Below are 18,843 nucleotides of genomic sequence, written 5' to 3'. Positions count from 1 at the left end.
CCGGCCGCTGGCCGGCAGCACGGTGGATTGCCGGCCAGCGGCCGGCACTACCGGATCAGGCTCCGCCCGGCGAGCGAAGCGGCCAGCTCCTCCAGCCCTTCCCGATACGTCGCAAACTTCGGCACCCACGCCAACGCCTTACGCGTGCCGCGGCTGTCGATGCGCTTGTTGCTGGCGTAGAAGCGCCACAGCGTTGCGCTCACCGCCGGGTCATCCCAGGCCACCGCCGGTGGCAGCGTGAATCCGCCCAGCTGCGCGGCATAAGCCAGCACATCCTGCGGTGGCGCGGGCTCGTCATCGGCAGGCAGGTACAGTCCATCCCGCATGGGCCGCTGCATCGCCGCGATGACCACCGCCGACAGATCCTCCACATGCAGCCGGTTGAACACCAGCCCGGGCCGCACGACATGGCGCGCGCGGCGCTCGGCCAACTGCAGCAGCGCATTGCGGCCAGGGCCATACAGCCCCGGCAGACGGAACACCGCCGAGGCGATGCCTCGCGCGTCGGCCAGGGCCCGCCACTGCGTCTCGGCCAGGCGGCGCTGCACGCCAGCAGTTTCGCTTGCATCGGCCTCGCTGTTCTCGTCTACCCAGCCACCGCCGCGATCGCCATAGACCGACGTCGAGGATAGATAGCCCACCCAGCGCAGTGCCGGACTGGCCTGCAGCGCGGGCAGCAGCTGGCGCAGTGCAGGATCGCCCTGCGCATCCGGCGGCACGCTGCACAGCACCGCCTGCGCCTGTGCGATTGCCTCCAGCAACGCCGCTGACGGCGCGGGATCGGCATGCAGGCGGTGGCGCTGAAGTCCATCGTCGGCGGTCGACGACGGATCGCGCACCGTGCCCGACACCTGCACGCCGCGTGCCTGCAGCTGCGCGGCGAGCACGCGTCCACTCCAGCCCATGCCGAGGATCAGCACCGGCGACGGCAGTGGCGCGGGCGATGCCATCACGCGCTGCGCTGCGCCTGGTAAGCCTGCAGGCTGCTGTAGGCAACCTGCAGCAGCAGACCTTCCTGGTCGGCGGTGCGTGCACGCGCCAGCATGTCGCCGACGATGTGCGCGGCTTCCACCTGCTGGCCGGCTTCCAGGTCGCGCAGCATCGAGGCCTTCAGTGCAGAACCGGCCTGGGTCAGGGTGCCGCGCGCGGTGTCCTGCGCGGCCTGCGGTACTGGCTCACCGGCTGCCTCGGCCACGGCCAGGCACTCGTCGTACAGGCCACGCACGATGGCCTCGCCATCATCGGTGGCGACGATCGTGCCGATGTCCGCGCGCAGCAGGCAGGTGGCTGCCGCGAGCGTGGTCAGGAAGGTGTACTTGATCCACTGCTCCTGGCCGATCTGCTCGCTGGCCAGGTGGTCCAGGTTGGCCTGCGCACACGCGGCGGCGAAGGCACGCACGCGCTCGGAGATCGCACCACCGTCGCGCTCGCCGAAGGTCAGCTTGGCCGGCTTGCCCAGGTGCAGCACCGCGCCATCGGGCGCCTTGGTGGCGCTGATGAAGCACAGGCCGCCGAGCACGGCCTCGCGGCCGAAGCGTGCATCCAGCGCGCCGTAGTGGTGCAGGCCGTTGAGGATGGGCAGCACGCTGGTGTCAGCGCCCACCGCCGGTGCGATCGCATCGATCGAGCTGTCCAGGTCGTAGGCCTTGCAGCTGAGGATGACCAGGTCGAAGGGCTGCTGCGCGGCAAGCGCGGGCAGGGCGTCGGCAGTGACGTGCTGCACGGGGAAGCTGGCATCGCCTACGGGGCTGCGGATGACCAGGCCATCCTGGTCCAGCTGGCTGGCGCGGGTCGGGCGGACCAGGAAGGTCACGTCCACGCCGGCCTGCGCAAGGCGGCCGCCGAAGTAACCGCCGGTACCACCGGCGCCGAGAATCAGGATGCGCATTGCACGTTCACCGTTTTCTGGGGGAAGTCTTCCAGCGATTGTGCCGGAGATCGCAGGCAAAAAAAGAGCCGAGCATTAGCCCGGCTCTACCGTTACGCCATCCACGCATGGCGTGGATCTACTGGCCACCGGCCAACTGTCGAAGGCGGGGTGGGTCCGGTTGAGGGGGTGTGAGCGGCATGGATGCCGCGACCAAGCCCCCATGGATGGGTTTACGGCGTCCCCCTCAACCGGACCCACCCCGCCAACCCACGGATACCCAGCTGTTGACGTTGACGTTGACGTTGCTCCGGCTTGCAGCGGGTGCAGGGCCGCAGGCCCTGCAGGCAACCCTCAGCTGCGCATGCCCACGCCACGGCGCAGCAGCCACAGCGCCAGCGCCGTCAGCACCACCACGAAGCCGAGCATCAGCGCATAGGCCACCCACACCGGCACGTCGCTGCTGCCCAGCAGGCCGTAGCGGAACGCATTGACCATGTAGAAGATCGGGTTGGCGTGCGTGGCCGCCTCGGCCCAGCCCGGCAGCAGCTTCACCGAATAGAACACGCCGCCCAGGTAGGTCAGCGGAGTCAGGATGAAGGTCGGCACGATCGCCACGTCATCGAACTTCTTGGCGTACACCGCGTTGATGAAGCCGGCCAGCGAGAAGATCGTCGCGCCCAGGACCACCGTGGTCAGCGTCACCAGCGGGTGCGGAATGCGCACCGGGGTGAAGAACATGGCGATGATCAGCACGATCACGCCGACCATCAGGCCGCGCAGCACCGCACCGGCCACGTAGCCCCACAGGATCACCCAGTTCGGCATCGGGCTCACCAGCAGCTCTTCCACGTGGCGGCCGAACTTGGCGCCGAAGAACGAGGAGCTGATGTTGCCGTAGCTGTTCTGGATCACGCTCATCATCACCAGGCCCGGCACGATGAACTGCATGTAGCTGTAACCGCCCATGTCACCCACGCGCGAGCCGATCAGGCCGCCGAAGATGAGGAAGTACAGGGTCATGGTGATCGCCGGCGGCACCAGGGTCTGGCCCCAGATGCGCAGGATGCGCGCCACTTCGCGGCGCACGATGGTCATCAGGGCGATGCGGTTGCGCTGTGCGTCGGTGATCGGCGCAGCGGGCGTGTTCGGGGTGCTGCTCATGCGGATTTCTCCTGGTTGCCGGTGAGGCGCACGAACAGTTCCTCCAGGCGGTTGCTCTTGGTACGCATCGAACGCACGCGGATGCCGGACTCGTTCAGCGTGGCGAACACGCGGTTGAGATCCATGGCGCGCGGCATGTCGATGTCCAGCGTGTGCGCGTCCGGCGCGGTCAGGGTCGCGCCCTCGATCACCGGCAGCTGCGCGGGCAGGTCACCGTCGATGTCCAGCAGGAAGCCTTCCACATCGAGCTTGGCCAGCAGGGTACGCATCGGGCCCTGGGTGACGATCTGGCCGTGGTTGATGATGGCCAGGTTGCGGCACAGGTACTCGGCCTCTTCCAGGTAGTGGGTGGTGAGGATGATCGTGGTGCCGGCGGCATTGATCTCCTTCAGCACCCGCCACATGTCGCGGCGGATCTCGATGTCCACGCCGGCGGTCGGCTCGTCGAGGATCAGCAGGCGCGGGCGGGTCATCATCGCGCGGGCGATCATCAGGCGGCGCTTCATGCCACCGGACAGGGTGCGGCTCATCACCTGTGCCTTTTCCCACAGGTGCGCGCGCTTCAGTTCCTCTTCGGCGCGCTTCTCCGCTTCCTCGCGGGCCACGCCATAGAAGCCGGCGTAGTTGACCAGGATGTCGAAGGGCTTCTCGAACAGGTTGAAGTTGATTTCCTGCGGCACCAGGCCGATCAGGCGCATGGTGGCGCTGCGGTTGCGCACCAGGTCGCTGCCGAACACTTCCACCTGGCCCTCGCTGAGGTTGACCAGGGAGCTGATGATGCCGATCAGGGTGGACTTGCCGGCGCCGTTGGGGCCGAGCAGGGCGAAGAAATCGCCCGGGGCGACCTCCAGGGAAACCCCTTTCAGGGCCTGGGTGCCGTTGTCATAGGTCTTGCGCAGGTCGCGCACGCGCAGGGCGGGCGCCGTATCGTTCAGGGAAGCCAAGCTCGAAGCCTTCGCGCCCATGGGCTGGCGCTGGAGAGGGGCGGGGAGGGGCTATTATAGAAGACCCCGAGGGCTTGCCCCGGCTACACACTGTCCCGAAAAGTCGTGCCTGTCCAATTCCCCATCAAGCTGGTCGGCCGCCGCATGCTGGCGCCCACGGTCGGCCACTACCAGTTCGTGCGTGATGACGGCCAGCCGCTGGATTTCCAGCCCGGCCAGTTCATCCAGGTCCATTTCAGCTACGCCGATGGCACCGAAACCAAGCGCAGCTACTCGCTGGCGACCATCCATGACCACGCGCTGGGCCCGGGCGAGGCGGTGGATATCGCCGTCAGCTTCGTGCCCGGCGGCGCCGCCACGGCCCTGTTCGAGGCGCTGGACCTCGGCGGCCAGGTCAGTGCGTCCGGCCCGTACGGCCGCTTCTGCCTGAACCCCGGCGACCACAATGCCCGCTACCTGCTGATCGCCACCGGTACCGGTGTCACCCCGTACCGGTCGATGCTGCCGCTGCTGGAAACGGCCATGGCCGAGCGCGGCGTGCAGGTGGTCCTGCTGCAGGGCGCGCGCAGCCCGGGCGAGCTGCTGTACAGCGAAGATTTCTACAGCTTCGCCGAAAAGCACCCGAACTTCCGTTATGTGCCGTGCCTGTCGCGCGAACTGCCGGCCGATCCGCACCCGGACGTGCACCACGGCTACGTGCAGCAGGCCTTGGCAGGCTTCACGCCGGACCCGGCCACCGACATCGCCTACCTGTGCGGCAACCCGGACATGGTCGATGCCTGCGCCGAGGCGCTGAAGGAAGCCGGGCTCGGCAACCCGCAGATCCGCCGCGAGAAGTACGTCAGCAGCAAGTAAGGGCCCGCCACGGGCGCGGTAGTGCCGGCCGCTGGCCGGCATGTCCCGCAACGGCATGCCGACCGGCCCCGGGCTAGACTGCTGATATCTGCCAGGAGCCCGCCATGAGTCCTCCCGTCACCGCCAAGCAGGAAGTCGCCCAGCTGCTGACCCAGCTGCCGGACGACGCAACGCTGGAAGACATCCAGTACCACGTCTATGTGCTCGAGAAGATCCAGCGCGGGCGCGCGGATATTGATGCCGGTCTCTCCTTCACCACCGAGCAGGCGCGTGAGAGGCTGGGCAAATGGCTGGACCGCTGATCTGGTCCAGCGAATCACTTGAAGACATCGATGCGATTGCGCAGTTCATCCGAGGGCGGCATCACGCCGCCCCCGGTGCCTTTTTTCAGTACGGAATCCAGGCATCGCGCCAGGCCGAGCCCACGCCGGGGCGGTACGGTTCGGCGTTGATGTTGCACCACGCGCCCTCCGGGAACGGGCGGCAGGCATACAGCTTGCCGTCAGTGCCCTTCACCACGGTCTGCCCCGGCACATAGCTGCCGATGCCGTCCGGGTACACGTGGTCATAGTCGCCACCGGGCGGGTCCACCGGATCCACCGGATCAGGCACCTTGGTATCCAGCTGGAAACGATGCCCCGGACGCAGGTACACGCGGTTCTCGGTGGCCGAGGCCACGGGCGTGATCACGCCATCGCGCAGGATGCCCACGCGCGCCTGCGCAGCGCTGGCATTGGCCTTTCGGGCCAGCACCAGCGGCCACTGCGTCGGCGCGGTCTGACCACTGGCCAGCACCACGTCCACCTGCTCCACATCGTTGCCGGCCGCGTTGAACACGCGCAGCGAAACCGTGGTGCCCACCTCCAGCGCGCCGCGAGCGGTCACCGCACCGGCGTCCTGCCACTGCGGCGGCGGGGTCACGTCACCGCCTTCGAAGCGCACGTCGGCACAGGTGTAGAAGGCCTCCTGCGAATCCGAACGCTGCCAGGTGTTGTAGATCACGTGCTGGCCCGAGCGCTTGGGCAGCGGACACTCCAGCTTGTACACGCCACCTTCGGACAGCGGCACGTCGCCCAGGGTGCAGAACGCTTCCAGGTCCGACCAGCGCAGGCCGTCGCTGGCCTTCCAGCCATCGCGGGTGACATAGAACTTCCACTCGCGGGTGGCATGCGGCGCCGATCCCAGGAATTCGAAGGTATAGCGACCGTTGGCATCGGCGCGGATCGGTGACGTCGTCCAGTCGCTGCGGTCCAGGTCCAGGCCGCGGTACTTGCTGTTGCCGCCGCTGCACAGCTGGCCATCGGGCACGACTGCCTGGTGGTTGCCGTTGGCGTGGGCCTGGTTGACGCCGGCCCAGTCGTAGAACGGCTGCGCGCCGCCCACGGCCTTGGCAGCGGCGCACGCTGGGTTGGTCGGATTCTGCGGATTGCCCTGGTAACAGGCGTAGATGCGGCTCATCGGTTTGGACAACGTGCCGTGCGCCTGCGCCTGCGCGCTGCCGGGCAGGAAGAGCCCTGCGGTCAGCGTCGCGGCAACGGCGAGCAGGAGGCGTGTCTGCATGGGGTGCGTCCCTGGACGTGTGGAAGAGCGGGCAGTCTCCACACCGGTTGCAGTCCGCCTGCTGCAGGCATGTGCGCTGCCGCCCCTGCAACAGCGGTTTCGCCAGAACGCGCTAGGATGCAGCCATTGCCTGGCACGCACGGACCGCATGTCCCTGGATCTTCCCACCATCGGTGTACTTGGCCTGCTGCTGTGCATCGGCATCGCAACAGGCTTTTCGCTGCTGCTGGTGGTGCTGCGCGGGCAGCCGGTGCTGCGCCTGTGGACGGCCAGCCTGTGGCTGCTGACCCTGGGCGTGATCCTGATGGGGCTGCGCCCTTGGCTGCCGCAGGTGCCGGCCATCCTCGGCGGCAATGCGGCCATGGCGGCCTCGAGCGTACTGATGCTGCGCGGCATGGCCCTGCACCTGGGTCAGCCGATGCCGCTGTGGCGCGCCCTGGGCCTGGTCGCGGCCTTCATGGCCGGCATCTTCCTGTTCCTGGTGCCATGGCCCAGCCTGGAGGTGCGCCTGCATGTGTTCAGCGTGTTCGCGATCATCATCAACAGCTGGATCGCCGCGCTGCTGCTGCGCCATGCGCCGCCGGCACAGCGCATCAGCTGCCGGCTGGCGGCGGCGGTGTTCCTTGCCGAAGCGGTGGTCTACGTCGTGCGCCTGTTCCTGCCGCCAGATGCCGATGCGGGCGGGGACATCATGCGTGCGGGCTCGCCGATGTTCCTCACTTACCTGGCCGGGATAATGCTGGAGCTGGCGCGCTGCTTCGCGCTGGTCCTGCTGCTGCTTGAACGCCTGCTGGTGGACCTGCGCCGCGCCGCCCGTACTGATGGCCTCACCGGCCTGCTCAACCGCAGTGCGGTGCTGGCCGACGGGGCCGACCAGCTGCAGCAGGTGCGCCGCGTGCAGCGCCCGCTGGCGGTGCTGCTGCTGGACGTGGACCACTTCAAGGCCATCAATGACCGTTGGGGGCATCTGGCTGGCGACCAGGTGCTGCAGCATTTCACCGGCGTGCTGGAGCACTGCGCACGCGACCACGTGCACTTGCTCAGTCGCTATGGCGGCGAGGAATTCCTGTTGCTGCTGCCCGGCAGCGCCGGCGAAGCGGAGCGCCTGGCCACGGGCATCCGTCATGCACTGCAGCAACGGCCGGCGCCGCTGGGTACCGGCCCGGTGGCGGTCACCGCCAGCATCGGTCTGGCCATGGATGACGGCCATAGCGATCTGGCCGGGCTGATCGCCCGCGCCGATGCCGCGCTGTACCGGGCCAAGGCCGAAGGCCGCGACCGGTTGGTGTCCGCTGCCGAAACGGCCTAGCGCGATTGCCCATCGCCGCCAGCGCCGGGGCCGTGTAAGTTTGTTCGAAAGTGGGTCACATCTGCCGCGGCGCTGCGTCGTGGTCGACAGGAACGTCCTCCAGGGGAATCAAGCACGATGCAAAAACACCCTTTCCGACTGGCCAGGCGATCGGCCAGCATGCTGTTTGCCGGCGCGATGCTTGCCGGCTGCAGTGCAACCGCTCCCGGTGCCGCCGACGGCAATGACACGCCGAGCCAGCGCTACGGGGCGATCGAGTTCCGTCCGTGCACGCTGACCACGGTCGGCGCCAGCGCCAACGTCGAAGCCCAGTGCGGCACGCTGCAGGTGCCCGAAGATCGCGCCCATCCCGAGGGCCGCAAGATCGACCTGCGCATTGCCTGGCTGGAATCGGATGACAGCGGCAACGGCCAGCCTGACCCTGTGTTCTTCCTCGCCGGCGGCCCCGGCCAGGCGGCCAGTGAAGTGGCAGTCATCGTCGATACGGCCCTGCGCCAGGTGCGCAAGCAGCGTGATGTGTTCCTGATCGACCAGCGCGGCACCGGCGGTTCCAACCCGCTCAGTTGCCTGGGCGCGGACGGCAAGCCGCTGCAGATGGACGAGGACGCGGCGCCGAGCGAGGCGCTGCTGCGCGACTACGCGCAGCAGTGCGCGGCATCGCTGCAGGGGCGCGCCGATGCGCGCTTCTACACCACCGCCGAGGCCATCGCCGATCTGGACGCGGTGCGCCAGGCGCTGGGCGCGGACAAGCTGAACCTGGTCGGCGGCTCCTACGGCACCCGCGTGGCCCAGCGTTACGCGATCGCCTACCCGCAGCACACCCGCAGCCTGGTCATCGACGGCGTCGTGCCCAACGATCTGGTGGTCGGCGGCGAGTTCGCCAACACCTTCGACAACGCCATCACCCTGCAGTCCGCGCAGTGCCGCAAGGATGCCGCGTGCAGCAAGCGCTTCCCGGTCGATACCCGCACCCAGCTGCGCAGCGTGGTCGACACCCTGCGCCGCGCACCGGTCACCGTCGATTACCGCGACCCGGGCACCAACGCGCCGCGCCAGGACGTGCTGACCCCGGACAGCGTGGTCGGCCTGGCCTTCGCCTTCTCCTACGTGCCCGAGTATTCCTCGCTGCTGCCGCTGGTGCTGGACGAAGCCGCACAGGGCCGCTACGCGCCGCTGGCTTCGCTGGCACGCGGCGCGACCCGCACCATGGATTTCCAGATCAACCGTGGCATGCAGTGGTCGGTCATCTGCAGCGAGGATGCACCGCGCTACCAGGCACCGGCCACCAGCGACGATGATCTGTTCGGCCCGGAAGCGGCGCGTGCGTTCTTCGCCGCCTGCCCGGTGTGGCCGCACCAGCCGGCTGCGGCCACGCTCACCGCACCGCTGAAGAGCGACCTGCCGGTGCTGCTGCTGTCCGGTGAAGTGGATCCGGTGACTCCGCCGCGCTACGCCGAACAGGTGCTCAAGGGCCTGCCCAACGGCCGCGCGCTGGTCGCCCGCGGCCAGGGCCACGGCACCCTCACCGCCGGCTGCATGCCGCGCCTGCTGGGCCAGTTCATCGATGCCAACGATGCCAAGGCGCTCGACGCCAGCTGCCTGGACACGCTGAGCCACGTGCCGGCGTTCACCTCGTTCAACGGATGGACCCCATGATCGTCGCCGACAACCTGCACAAGGCCTTCGACACCCGCACCGGTCGCGTCCAGGCGGTGGCCAACGTCGGCTTCCGCGCCGCCGATGGCCAGATCACCGGACTGCTCGGCCCCAACGGCGCCGGCAAGACCACCACCATGCGCATGCTGTACACGCTGATGACGCCCGACCAGGGCAGCATCACCGTCGATGGCATCGATGCCGCGCGCGATCCGATCGAGGTGCGCCGCCACCTGGGCGTGCTGCCCGATGCGCGCGGCGTCTACAAGCGCCTGACCGCGCGCGAGAACATCACCTATTTCGGCGAACTGCACGGCCTGTCGGCGCAGCGCATCCGCGAACGCATCGAAGTGCTGTCGCACGCGCTGGACATGGCCGACATCCTCGACCGCCAGACCGATGGATTCTCGCAGGGCCAGCGCACCAAGACCGCCATCGCCCGCGCGCTGGTGCACGACCCGCGCAACGTCATCCTCGATGAACCCACCAATGGCCTGGACGTGATGACCACCCGCGCGCTGCGCCGGTTCCTGCTGGGGCTGCGCGAGGAAGGCCGCTGCGTGATCCTCTCCAGCCACATCATGCAGGAGGTCGGCGCGCTGTGTGACCACATCGTCATCATCGCCAAGGGCACTGTGATGGCCGCCGGCAGTGCCGATGAACTGCGCGCGCAGGCCGCCGAAACCAACCTGGAAGATGCGTTCGTGAAACTGATCGGCAGCGAAGAGGGCCTGCACGCATGAGCATGATGTCGACCCTGATGACGGTGATGCGCAAGGAACTGCGCGACCTCTCGCGTGACCGCCGCACCCTGGCGCTGACCCTGCTGTTCGGCCCGCTGCTGTACCCGCTGCTGATCCTGGGCATGGGCAAGCTGTCGGAAAGCCGCTTCCGCACGCAGATCGAACAGCCGCTGGACATCCCCACCATCGGTGCCGAGCACGCACCGAACCTGGTCCGCTTTCTCGCCGCGCAGGGCCTGAACACCACCGCGGCGCCGGATGACCTGGCCGAGGCGATCCGCGCCCAGGACATCGACGTGGCGCTGCGCATCAGCGCCGATTTCGGCAAGGACTGGGCTGACGGCAAGCCGGCGCTGGTGGAGGTGATCCGTGACAGCACGCGGCGTGCCGCCGAGGTGCCCACGGCACGCCTGCAGGCGGCGCTGTCCACCTACAACGGGCAGGTGGGGGCGCTGCGCCTGATGGCCCGTGGCGTCGATGCGCAGGTCGCACGACCTCTCGACATGGCCACCCAGGACATGGCCAGTACCGAAGCCAAGCGCGGCATGATGCTGTCGATGCTGCTGCCGGTGCTGTTGACCCTGACCTCGTTCATCGGCGGCGCGTACCTGGTGATGGACACCACCGCCGGCGAACGTGAGCGGCAATCGCTGGAGCCGTTGCTGGCCACGCCCGGCTCGCGCAGCGCGATCGTCAGCGGCAAGATCGGCGCCGCCTGCGTGGTCGGGTTCGTGTCGCTGCTGCTGACACTGGTCGCGTTCAAGGTCAGCGCCCAGTTCGCCTCCGGCAACGTCAGCCGCCAGCTCAACATGAACATCCTCTCGATGGTGCAGATGCTGCTGGTGATGCTGCCGATGCTGCTGATCGGCACCTCGCTGCTGACCTACCTGTCGGCCGCGGCCAAGAGCATGAAGGAGGCACAGAGCCACATGACCTGGCTGGTGCTGCTGCCGATGCTGCCGGGCTATGCGCTGATGGCCTACCCGGTGAAGAGCCAGCTGTGGCAGTACGCCGTGCCGTTCCTGTCGCAGAACCAGATGCTGCTGAAGGTGATCCGCCACGAAGTGATCACCCCGACCATCTGGGCGATCTACCTGGGCGCAAGCCTCGGCCTGGCCGCAATCCTGTGGTTCGCCGCCGTGCGCCGCTACCACCAGGAACGCTTGGCCATCTCCGGCTGATCGCAACCGGTAGCGCCTGGCCACGCCCGGCGGATGTGCAGCGAGGCCCGGTCACGCCGGGCCTCGTTGTTTTCCGATCCGCCATGACGGGCGTCACCGCACGCCATACCGCGCCGGCGTCACCCCCATCTCGCGCTTGAACACGGCAATGAACGCACTGGGCGTGTCATAGCCCATCGACAACGCGACCTCGATGACCGTTTCCCCTGCCAGCAGACGCGGCAGCGCCAGAAGCACCCGAAGGCGCTGCCGCCACTGGCCCAGCGTCATGCCTGTTTCGGCCAGCCAATGGCGGGCCAGGCTGCGGCCGGACAGCGCACTGGCAAGGGCCCAGTCTTCAACGCTGCGCTTGTCATGCGGTGCGCGCGCCAGCGCGGCGGTAATGCGCCGCAAGCGACGGTCGCGCGGTTGCGGCAGCGCAAGCGGCAGGGGAGTGCTGCTGCCAATCTCGTCGGCAATCACGCCCGCCAGCCTCAGCTGCGCATCCTCCAGAGCGCCATGCGGCCACTGCAGGGCACGCGGTAGAGCCGCCTGCAACAGCACGCTGGGCTGGAATACACGCGGCGCAGCTGGCAATGCAGTGCAAGTCGCAGTGCTGAAGTACAGGCTCCAACCATCGAAGGCATCGATGCTGGCGAGTGCGTGTGGCAGATCAGGCGGCACCCAGGCGACGTGGCCGGCAGGCAACAGCCAGTGATGGTTACCCACTTCAATGCGCAGCAGGCCGTGATGTGCACCCAGCAACTGTCCGCGTGCGTGCCGGTGCCGCGCGGTGCGGCGTGGTCCTGTCATTGCCAGCTGCGCGCCCAGCAGCCACGGCCCGCTGCCAGCGTCAGCCAGTGCGGGTTCGATCAAGGGCGTCGGGTTTGGCTGGTCTGCCATATCAATTGGCAGTTATACGGCAGAACGGCCGCGCCGCAAGCCTGACACTGGGCGTCCATCCCCAGGGAGCACTTCCCATGAAACCGCAGGACATCCTTCCCGACCAGCAGGACGACGTGCAGGTGAACGGGCTGACCGTGCGCAAGGGCAGCGTCGGCGCCTTCCTCGCCAGCGTGCGCGACTGGCAGGATCCGACAGGCAGCGATGCCACACGTGCTGCCGCCGAGACCGATCTGCGCAGCTTGATGCCGGCATTGCACGCGCTCGGCCTCTTCCAGGTGCTGACGGCGCGTGATCCGGCGCTGCAGCAGCTGATCGACGGCGAGCGCTGAAACAGACAAGGCCCGGATCGCTCCGGGCCTTTTGAGGGTGTCTCGCCGGGCATGGCCCGGCGCTACCGGAGGCCTGGTCAGCCGCCCGGTGCGAACACCAGGGTGCGGCGGGTGGTGACCGGGGCACCAACCGGTTCGAAGCGCCAGCGCTTCACGGCGTTCAGCGCTTCGCGGTCGAAGACGCGCGACGGCGTCGCACGCAGCACGCGGGCGTTGGTCACCGAGCCGTCGGTACCGACGGTGATTTCCATCAGCACTTCGCCCGAGGTGCCCGAGCGCAGGGCTTCGGCCGGATAACGCGGGGCCGGGGTGCTGACCGGGCGCAGGGTTGGCGCGGCGGTCGCAGCGGCGGCTCGCGCGGCACTGGCCTGCTGGGCCGCGGCCTGCTGCTGCTTCTGTTCGGCATCGCGACGCGCGGCGGCCTGGCGTTCGGCGTCCTGGCGCTCGCTGTCGCGGCGGGCCGCGTCCTGCTGGGCGGCAATCTGCTTGGCCGCGTCGGCTTCCTTGGCGCGCTGCTCGGCCAGGCGCTGCTGTTCAACCAGCTGCTTGGCGCGGTCCTCGGCGTCCTTCTTGACCTTGGCGGTCTCGTCCTCGGTGCGCTTGGCGGCCACCTGCACGCTCCTGGTCAGGCCTTCCTTCAGGCGCGGCAGGGCCGGCGCGGATGGGTCGACCTTCTCGATCAGGGCCACCAGGCGCTGGGCTTCGGCGAAGTCCTCGCGGCCCAGGTGCTGCTCGGCGGCAATCAGGGTGTAGGGCAGCAGGTCGGTCAGCGCGCTCTTCACCGAGGCGTCGTCCGGCGTCTTGTCACGCAGGGCGATGTAGTACTCGATGGCGTTGTCGCCGGCCGGCGCGTACATGCGGTTCTCGGCCAGGGCACGGCTGGCCGAATCGCGCAGCTGTTCGGTGCCCATCGACTGCACCTTGGCCGCCACGGCCGGTGCGGCAGGCGTGCTGGCGGGTGCGGCAGCCCCTTCGGCGGCCGGTGCCGGTGTTTCTTCCTTGCCCGAACAGGCAGCCAGTGCCAGTGCCAGGGCAACCGGCATCCACCGGCGCGCGGCAGCGATCGTTGTGACGTGCGACATCCTGCTCCCCTTTAGAAGACGACGTTACGTAAGCCGTGGATCTGCATGGCCGGGACCGGGGTCCGGGCGTGGCGGCTGGCGTTTCCCGACGCCGCCGCCGGCAACGGCGAGGGTGCAATCTAGCATCCCGCCGACCCTTGCGTACAAGGGCGGGCCAGAGGCGATGACGACATCAGGTGTCGCCATCGCCTCGTCAGGTCAATGCTCGGCGGTCTTGCCGTGGCTGTCGGCCTTGTCGTGGCCGCCGGACATCAGCTTGTCGGTCCAGGCGATGCCGATCGCCGACAGGATGAACACGCAGTGGATGATGGTCTGCCACAGCACGCCATCGGCGGTGAGGGTGGCGCAGGTCTGCTCGCCGATGTTGGCGGCAGCGGTGGCCATGCGCTCCGGCGGGCACAGCGGAATGCCGCCCAGTGCGCCGGTGCCGATGAACGTCTTCAGCAGGTGGATCGAGGAGATGCCGATGATCGCCATCGCCAGCTTCACCTTCAGCACGCTGGCGTTGACGTGGCTCAGCCACTCCGGCTGGTCCGGGTGGCCTTCCAGGCGCAGGCGCGACACGAAGGTCTCGTAACCGCCCACGATCACCATCACCAGCAGGTTGGAAATCATCACCACGTCGATCAGGCCCAGCACGATCAGCATGATCTGCTGCTCGCCCATCGAGGCCGAATGCGAAATCAGGTGCCACAGTTCCTTGCCGAACAGGAACACATAGACGCACTGCGCCACGATCAGGCCCAGGTACAGCGGCAGCTGCAGCCAGCGCGAGGCGAAGATCAGGTTGGACAGCGGGGAGGGCGGCAGGCGGTTTGCACTCATGCGGGGGATGCTGCGTTTCGAGGGAGAGGCGAGGTTACCGGGCCACCATGACGGTGCCAAGCCAACTCACGCACTAGACTTCAGGTTCCTTCCGAACCCCGAGCCGACGCCATGATCGACCTGTATTACTGGCCCACCCCCAACGGCCACAAAGTCACCCTGCTGCTGGAGGAAGCCGGCCTGGAATACCGCATCCACCCGGTCAACATCGGCTCGGGTGACCAGTTCAAGCCGGAATTCCTGGCGATTTCGCCCAACAACAAGATGCCGGCCATCGTCGACCATGCCCCGGCCGATGGCGGCGCCCCGCAGAGCGTGTTCGAATCCGGCGCGATCCTGCTGTACCTGGCCGAGAAGACCGGCCAGTTCCTGCCCAGCGACGCGCGCGGCCGCGTCACCACCCTGGAATGGCTGTTCTGGCAGATGGCCGGGCTGGGCCCGATGAGCGGCCAGATGGGCCACTTCAATGTCTATGCCCCGGAAAAGATCCCCTACGCTGTCGAGCGCTATGACAACGAAGTGCGCCGCCTGCACGGGGTGATGGACAAGCGCCTGGCCGATTACGCCTTCCTGGCGGGTGATGACTACACCATCGCCGACATGGCCAGCTACCCGTGGATTGGCGCTTACGACAAGATTCCGGTAGATTTCGCCGCCTTCCCGAACCTGAAGCGCTGGCACGACGCCATCGCCGCGCGCCCGGCCACCCAGCGCGCCTATGCCCTGAGCAAGCAGGTGAACCCCAACGCCGGCAAGCCGATGAGCGAGGAAGAGCGCAAGCTCCTGTTCGGCCAGCGCTGACCAGCCCAGGGGCGGCATCATCCACGCATGGCGTGGATCTACTGGTGGTGGATGCCGACCAGCCCGGGGTCGGATCCCTTTGCCACGCAAAGGGCTCTGACCCCGGCGACGGTAGGTGCCGACCGTTGGTCGGCACGGCGCCATGGGCAGAAGGTCATGCTGCCTTCGCAGACCGGCTTGGTTAGGATGGGGGTACGACCGCTGCGCGCCTGGCGCGTGACGGACCTGCCGTTTGCCGGGACCTTCCATGCGCCATCTGTTCGCCTCGCTCGCCCTCATGCTCGCCACCACCACTGCCGCCCACGCTGAAAAACTCACCCTGGAAGCCATCACCGGCCCGCTGCCGCTGTCCGGCCCGACCCTGATGAAGCCCAAGGTGGCCCCGGACGGCTCGCGCGTCACCTTCCTGCGCGGCAAGGACAGCGACCGCAACCAGCTGGACCTGTGGAGCTACGACATCGGCAGCGGCCAGACCCGCCTGCTGGTCGATTCGAAGGTGGTGCTGCCCGGCACCGAAACCCTCAGCGATGAAGAGAAGGCCCGCCGCGAGCGCCAGCGCATCGCCGCGATGACCGGCATCGTCGATTACCAGTGGTCGCCGGACGCGCAGCGCCTGCTGTTCCCGCTGGGCGGCGAGCTGTACCTGTACGACCTGAAGCAGCAGGGCGCAGCGGCCGTGCGCCAGCTGACCCACGGCGAAGGCTTCGCCACCGATGCCAAGCTGTCGCCCAAGGGCGGCTTCGTCAGCTTCATCCGCGGCCGCAACCTGTGGGTGATCGACCTGGCCAGCGGCAAGCAGCTGCAGCTGACCACCGACGGCAGCGCGACCATCGGCAACGGCGTGGCCGAGTTTGTCGCCGATGAGGAAATGGACCGCCACACCGGCTACTGGTGGGCGCCGGATGATTCGGCCATTGCCTTCGCCCGTATCGACGAAGCGCCGGTGCCGGTGCAGAAGCGCTACGAGGTCTATGCCGACCGCACCGATGTGGTCGAACAGCGCTACCCGGCTGCCGGCGATGCCAACGTGCGCGTGCAGCTGGGCGTGATCGCGCCGACCGCCGCCGCCACGCCGCGCTGGATCGACCTCGGCAAGGAACAGGACATCTACCTGGCCCGCGTCGACTGGCGCGATGCCAAGCGCGTCACCTACCAGCGCCAGTCGCGCGACCAGAAGCTGCTGGACCTGGTGGAAGTGGACCTGGCTGCCAACGGCACGCGCATGCTGGCGCACGAGACCAGCCCGACCTGGGTGCCGCTGCACAACAGCCTGCGTTTCCTCGATGACGGCAGCGTGCTGTGGTCGTCCGAGCGCACCGGTTTCCAGCATCTGTACCGCATCGATGCCAAGGGCAAGACCACCGCGCTGACCCACGGTGACTGGTCGGTGGATGAGCTGCTGGCCGTCGACGAAAAGGCCGGCAAGGCCTACTTCCGTGCCGGCATCGATTCGGCGCGCGAAAGCCAGATCTACGCCGTGTCGCTGCAGGGTGGCCAGCCGCAGCGCCTGTCCCAGGCGCCGGGCATGCACACCGCCAGCTTCGCGCGCAACGCCAGCGTCTACGTAGACACCTGGTCCAACAGCACCACGCCGCCGCAGATCGAACTGTTCCGTGCCAACGGCGAGAAGATCGCCACCCTGCTCGAGAACGACCTGGCCGATCCCAAGCACCCGTATGCGCGTTACCGCGATGCGCAGCGCCCGATCGAGTTCGGCACGCTCACTGCCGCCGACGGCAAGACCCCGCTGAACTACAGCATCATCAAGCCTGCAGGCTTCGACCCGTCCAAGCGCTACCCGGTGGCCGTGTACGTGTATGGCGGCCCGGCCAGCCAGACCGTCACCGACAGCTGGCCCGGCCGCGGCGACCACCTGTTCAACCAGTACCTGGCGCAGCAGGGCTACGTGGTGTTCTCGCTGGACAACCGCGGCACCCCGCGTCGCGGTCGCGATTTCGGCGGCGCGCTGTACGGCAAGCAGGGCACGGTGGAAGTGGCCGATCAGCTGCGTGGCGTGGCCTGGCTGAAGCAGCAGCCGTGGGTGGACCCGGCGCGCATCGGCGTGCAGGGCTGGTCCAACGGCGGCTACATGACACTGATGCTGCTGGCCAAGGCGTCGGACAGCTATGCCTGCGGCGTGGCCGGCGCACCGGTCACCGACTGGGGCCTGTACGACAGCCACTACACCGAACGCTACATGGACCTGCCCAAGCGCAATGAAGCCGGCTACCGCGAAGCGCGCGTGCTCACCCACATCGAGGGCCTGCGTTCGCCGCTGCTGCTGATCCACGGCATGGCCGACGACAACGTGCTGTTCACCAATTCGACCAGCCTGATGAGCGCGCTGCAGAAGCGTGGCCAGCCGTTTGAACTGATGACCTACCCCGGCGCCAAGCACGGCCTGTCCGGTGCCGATGCACTGCACCGCTACCGCGTCGCCGAGGCCTTCCTGGACCGCTGCCTGAAGCCCTGACAGACCCACGGGAAGGAGCCCGCCGATGCATCTGCCACCGCCGATCCCCGGCCACCGCGCTGCCAGCCCTGGCTGGTGGCGCCGTCACTGGCGCTGGGCCATGCCGCTGTCGGTGGTGTTGTTCCTGGGCGCGCTGTGCGGCATGATCGCCTGGAGCGTGCTGCGCTGGAGCGAGGCCGCACACGAAAGCCCGCCGATGCGCGAAGCAATGCGCCGCGCCGCCTGCAGCATCGAACTGGTGCAGGTGCTCGGTGAGCCGCTGCGTGCCGAGGCGATGCCGCTGGGCAGCATGCAGACGGCCTACGACGGCCGGCGCGATGTCGCCCTCACCGTGGCCCTGGATGGGCCGCAGGGGCAGGGGCGGTTGTTCGTGACCGGCATCCGCCGCGACGACGTGTGGGACTACCCGGTGATGTACGTGCTGGGCGAGGACAAGCAGACCTTCGACCTGACCGCGCTGGATGATGCAGAAGCTGCAGGCGAATGCGCGCTGCAGGCGTGTCGCGAGCGCGGCGACTGCCCCCTCACCCTGGCCTTGTGATCGCGGCGTAGCGTCGACCATGCTCGACAGATCACCTGCTCTCGTAGCGTCGAGCTTGCTCGAAAGATCACCTGCTCTCGTAGAGTCGAGCTTGCTCGACTGCCGTCCGCGTGGGAGCCGCAACCGTGCCAGCGCTCAACGAGCGCGAAAGACGCTTTCAGCACCTTCTTGCGTCAGCGATAACGCCGCTGCTGCGCGTCGACCTCCCAGGAGGCTTGGTTTTTCTCCAATAACCGCAGAATGTGCGGCTGGTTCCTTGCGCCCGCCCGAATCATCTGGTTTTCTTTCGCCTTCGGATGCAATCGCCCGGTTCGGGCTGTGAGATCTGCGCGCGCGGCGCGCTCAAGGACGAGGAATGCCAATGAAGGAACATTCATGGGCCCGGCAGGGCGCCGGGTGGGTTGCCCTTGCGTTATCCGCCGTGTGCGCGGGCGGGGCGTCGGCACAGGAAGTCACCCACACCTGGTACAGAATAGGCACGCCAGCCCCGCTGGAATACAGGAGCGAGCGCGACGCGCAGGCTGCTATTGAGGCGATGGGCAAGCGAATTGGCTTTGCCGCCGAGCCGGTGAAGTGGGGCGTGCGGGGGCACGCCATGACCCGGGACGATCTGGTGACCTACTACGGC

General features: G+C 68.0%; 20 protein-coding genes. 11 read left to right on the top strand and 9 right to left on the bottom strand.

Annotated features, from left to right (window positions below):
• Positions 1 to 47: 47 nt before the first annotated feature.
• The 4 genes from C1925_RS19995 to C1925_RS19980 all read right to left on the bottom strand — a co-directional run bounded on the left by C1925_RS19995 (position 48) and on the right by C1925_RS19980 (position 3,996).
• Complete coding sequence (locus C1925_RS19995) at positions 48 to 950, bottom strand: NAD-dependent epimerase/dehydratase family protein (RefSeq protein ID WP_108770421.1); 903 nt, start codon at positions 948 to 950, stop codon at positions 48 to 50.
• Positions 950 to 1,888 carry a 2-dehydropantoate 2-reductase gene (panE, locus tag C1925_RS19990; RefSeq protein ID WP_108770420.1) on the bottom strand — a complete coding sequence of 313 codons (939 nt, stop codon included), beginning with the start codon at positions 1,886 to 1,888 and terminating at the stop codon, positions 950 to 952. Before panE ends, C1925_RS19995 begins: the two co-directional genes overlap by 1 nt.
• A gap of 333 nt (positions 1,889 to 2,221) precedes the next feature.
• Positions 2,222 to 3,031, bottom strand: coding sequence for an ABC transporter permease (locus C1925_RS19985; protein ID WP_108770419.1), 810 nt, complete (start codon positions 3,029 to 3,031; stop codon positions 2,222 to 2,224).
• Entirely contained in the window at positions 3,028 to 3,996 is a 969-nt protein-coding gene (locus tag C1925_RS19980) for an ABC transporter ATP-binding protein (protein WP_174213523.1), read from the bottom strand. The genes C1925_RS19985 and C1925_RS19980 overlap by 4 nt, the downstream gene beginning before the upstream one ends.
• An 84-nt stretch (positions 3,997 to 4,080) precedes the next feature.
• Here C1925_RS19980 and C1925_RS19975 point away from each other — a divergent pair, with 84 nt between their 5' ends.
• Complete coding sequence (locus tag C1925_RS19975) at positions 4,081 to 4,830, top strand: ferredoxin--NADP reductase (RefSeq protein ID WP_108770417.1); 750 nt, start codon at positions 4,081 to 4,083, stop codon at positions 4,828 to 4,830.
• A gap of 104 nt (positions 4,831 to 4,934) precedes the next feature.
• Complete coding sequence (locus C1925_RS19970; RefSeq protein WP_108770416.1) at positions 4,935 to 5,132, top strand: hypothetical protein; 198 nt, start codon at positions 4,935 to 4,937, stop codon at positions 5,130 to 5,132.
• A gap of 85 nt (positions 5,133 to 5,217) precedes the next feature.
• Here the strand turns inward: C1925_RS19970 and C1925_RS19965 are convergent, their stop codons facing one another.
• Positions 5,218 to 6,390, bottom strand: a complete 1,173-nt coding sequence (locus tag C1925_RS19965) for a lytic polysaccharide monooxygenase (RefSeq protein WP_108770415.1) — start codon at positions 6,388 to 6,390, stop codon at positions 5,218 to 5,220.
• Between the two features lie 148 nt (positions 6,391 to 6,538).
• Between C1925_RS19965 and C1925_RS19960 the strand changes: the two genes are divergently transcribed.
• From C1925_RS19960 to C1925_RS19945, 4 genes are all read left to right on the top strand, one after another.
• The gene (locus C1925_RS19960; protein WP_254051354.1) at positions 6,539 to 7,699 is read left to right on the top strand and encodes a GGDEF domain-containing protein; all 1,161 of its coding nucleotides are present in this window, start codon (positions 6,539 to 6,541) and stop codon (positions 7,697 to 7,699) included.
• 117 nt (positions 7,700 to 7,816) lie between these two features.
• Positions 7,817 to 9,355, top strand: coding sequence for an alpha/beta hydrolase (locus C1925_RS19955; protein WP_108770414.1), 1,539 nt, complete (start codon positions 7,817 to 7,819; stop codon positions 9,353 to 9,355).
• Positions 9,352 to 10,098 (top strand): ATP-binding cassette domain-containing protein, encoded by a 747-nt coding sequence (locus C1925_RS19950; RefSeq protein WP_108770413.1) that lies wholly within the window; start codon positions 9,352 to 9,354, stop codon positions 10,096 to 10,098. Before C1925_RS19955 ends, C1925_RS19950 begins: the two co-directional genes overlap by 4 nt.
• Entirely contained in the window at positions 10,095 to 11,279 is a 1,185-nt protein-coding gene (locus C1925_RS19945; RefSeq protein WP_108770412.1) for an ABC transporter permease, read from the top strand. The genes C1925_RS19950 and C1925_RS19945 overlap by 4 nt, the downstream gene beginning before the upstream one ends.
• Positions 11,280 to 11,372: 93 nt before the next feature.
• Here the strand turns inward: C1925_RS19945 and C1925_RS19940 are convergent, their stop codons facing one another.
• Entirely contained in the window at positions 11,373 to 12,161 is a 789-nt protein-coding gene (locus tag C1925_RS19940; protein ID WP_108770411.1) for a helix-turn-helix transcriptional regulator, read from the bottom strand.
• Between the two features lie 77 nt (positions 12,162 to 12,238).
• On the opposite strand from C1925_RS19940, the gene C1925_RS19935 reads away from it, so the two are divergent.
• Positions 12,239 to 12,493, top strand: coding sequence for a hypothetical protein (locus C1925_RS19935; protein WP_108770410.1), 255 nt, complete (start codon positions 12,239 to 12,241; stop codon positions 12,491 to 12,493).
• A 77-nt stretch (positions 12,494 to 12,570) separates the two neighbouring features.
• On the opposite strand, the gene C1925_RS19930 is transcribed toward C1925_RS19935, so the two are convergent.
• Both C1925_RS19930 and C1925_RS19925 read right to left on the bottom strand, forming a co-directional pair.
• Entirely contained in the window at positions 12,571 to 13,575 is a 1,005-nt protein-coding gene (locus C1925_RS19930; RefSeq protein ID WP_108770409.1) for an energy transducer TonB, read from the bottom strand.
• 198 nt (positions 13,576 to 13,773) lie between these two features.
• A complete protein-coding gene (locus C1925_RS19925; RefSeq protein ID WP_108770408.1) occupies positions 13,774 to 14,400 on the bottom strand; it encodes a TIGR00645 family protein in 627 nt (208 codons plus the stop codon).
• 111 nt (positions 14,401 to 14,511) lie between these two features.
• Here C1925_RS19925 and C1925_RS19920 point away from each other — a divergent pair, with 111 nt between their 5' ends.
• The 3 genes from C1925_RS19920 to C1925_RS19910 all read left to right on the top strand — a co-directional run bounded on the left by C1925_RS19920 (position 14,512) and on the right by C1925_RS19910 (position 18,215).
• Entirely contained in the window at positions 14,512 to 15,201 is a 690-nt protein-coding gene (locus C1925_RS19920) for a glutathione binding-like protein (protein WP_108770407.1), read from the top strand.
• A gap of 247 nt (positions 15,202 to 15,448) precedes the next feature.
• Entirely contained in the window at positions 15,449 to 17,674 is a 2,226-nt protein-coding gene (locus C1925_RS19915) for a S9 family peptidase (RefSeq protein ID WP_108770406.1), read from the top strand.
• A 25-nt stretch (positions 17,675 to 17,699) separates the two neighbouring features.
• Positions 17,700 to 18,215, top strand: coding sequence for a cytochrome c oxidase assembly factor Coa1 family protein (locus tag C1925_RS19910; RefSeq protein WP_108770405.1), 516 nt, complete (start codon positions 17,700 to 17,702; stop codon positions 18,213 to 18,215).
• A gap of 173 nt (positions 18,216 to 18,388) precedes the next feature.
• On the opposite strand, the gene C1925_RS21070 is transcribed toward C1925_RS19910, so the two are convergent.
• Positions 18,389 to 18,577 carry a hypothetical protein gene (locus C1925_RS21070; protein WP_159097583.1) on the bottom strand — a complete coding sequence of 63 codons (189 nt, stop codon included), beginning with the start codon at positions 18,575 to 18,577 and terminating at the stop codon, positions 18,389 to 18,391.
• Between C1925_RS21070 and C1925_RS21255 the strand changes: the two genes are divergently transcribed.
• On the top strand, positions 18,577 to 18,843 hold a 267-nt coding region (locus C1925_RS21255; protein WP_216821983.1), incomplete at its 3' end, for a hypothetical protein. The two genes, C1925_RS21070 and C1925_RS21255, sit on opposite strands and share 1 nt — an antisense overlap.

This window comes from Stenotrophomonas sp. SAU14A_NAIMI4_5, from assembly GCF_003086795.1.
In the GTDB taxonomy this organism is placed as follows: Bacteria; Pseudomonadota; Gammaproteobacteria; order Xanthomonadales; family Xanthomonadaceae; genus Stenotrophomonas.
This window is presented reverse-complemented; position numbering and strand designations above follow the sequence as displayed.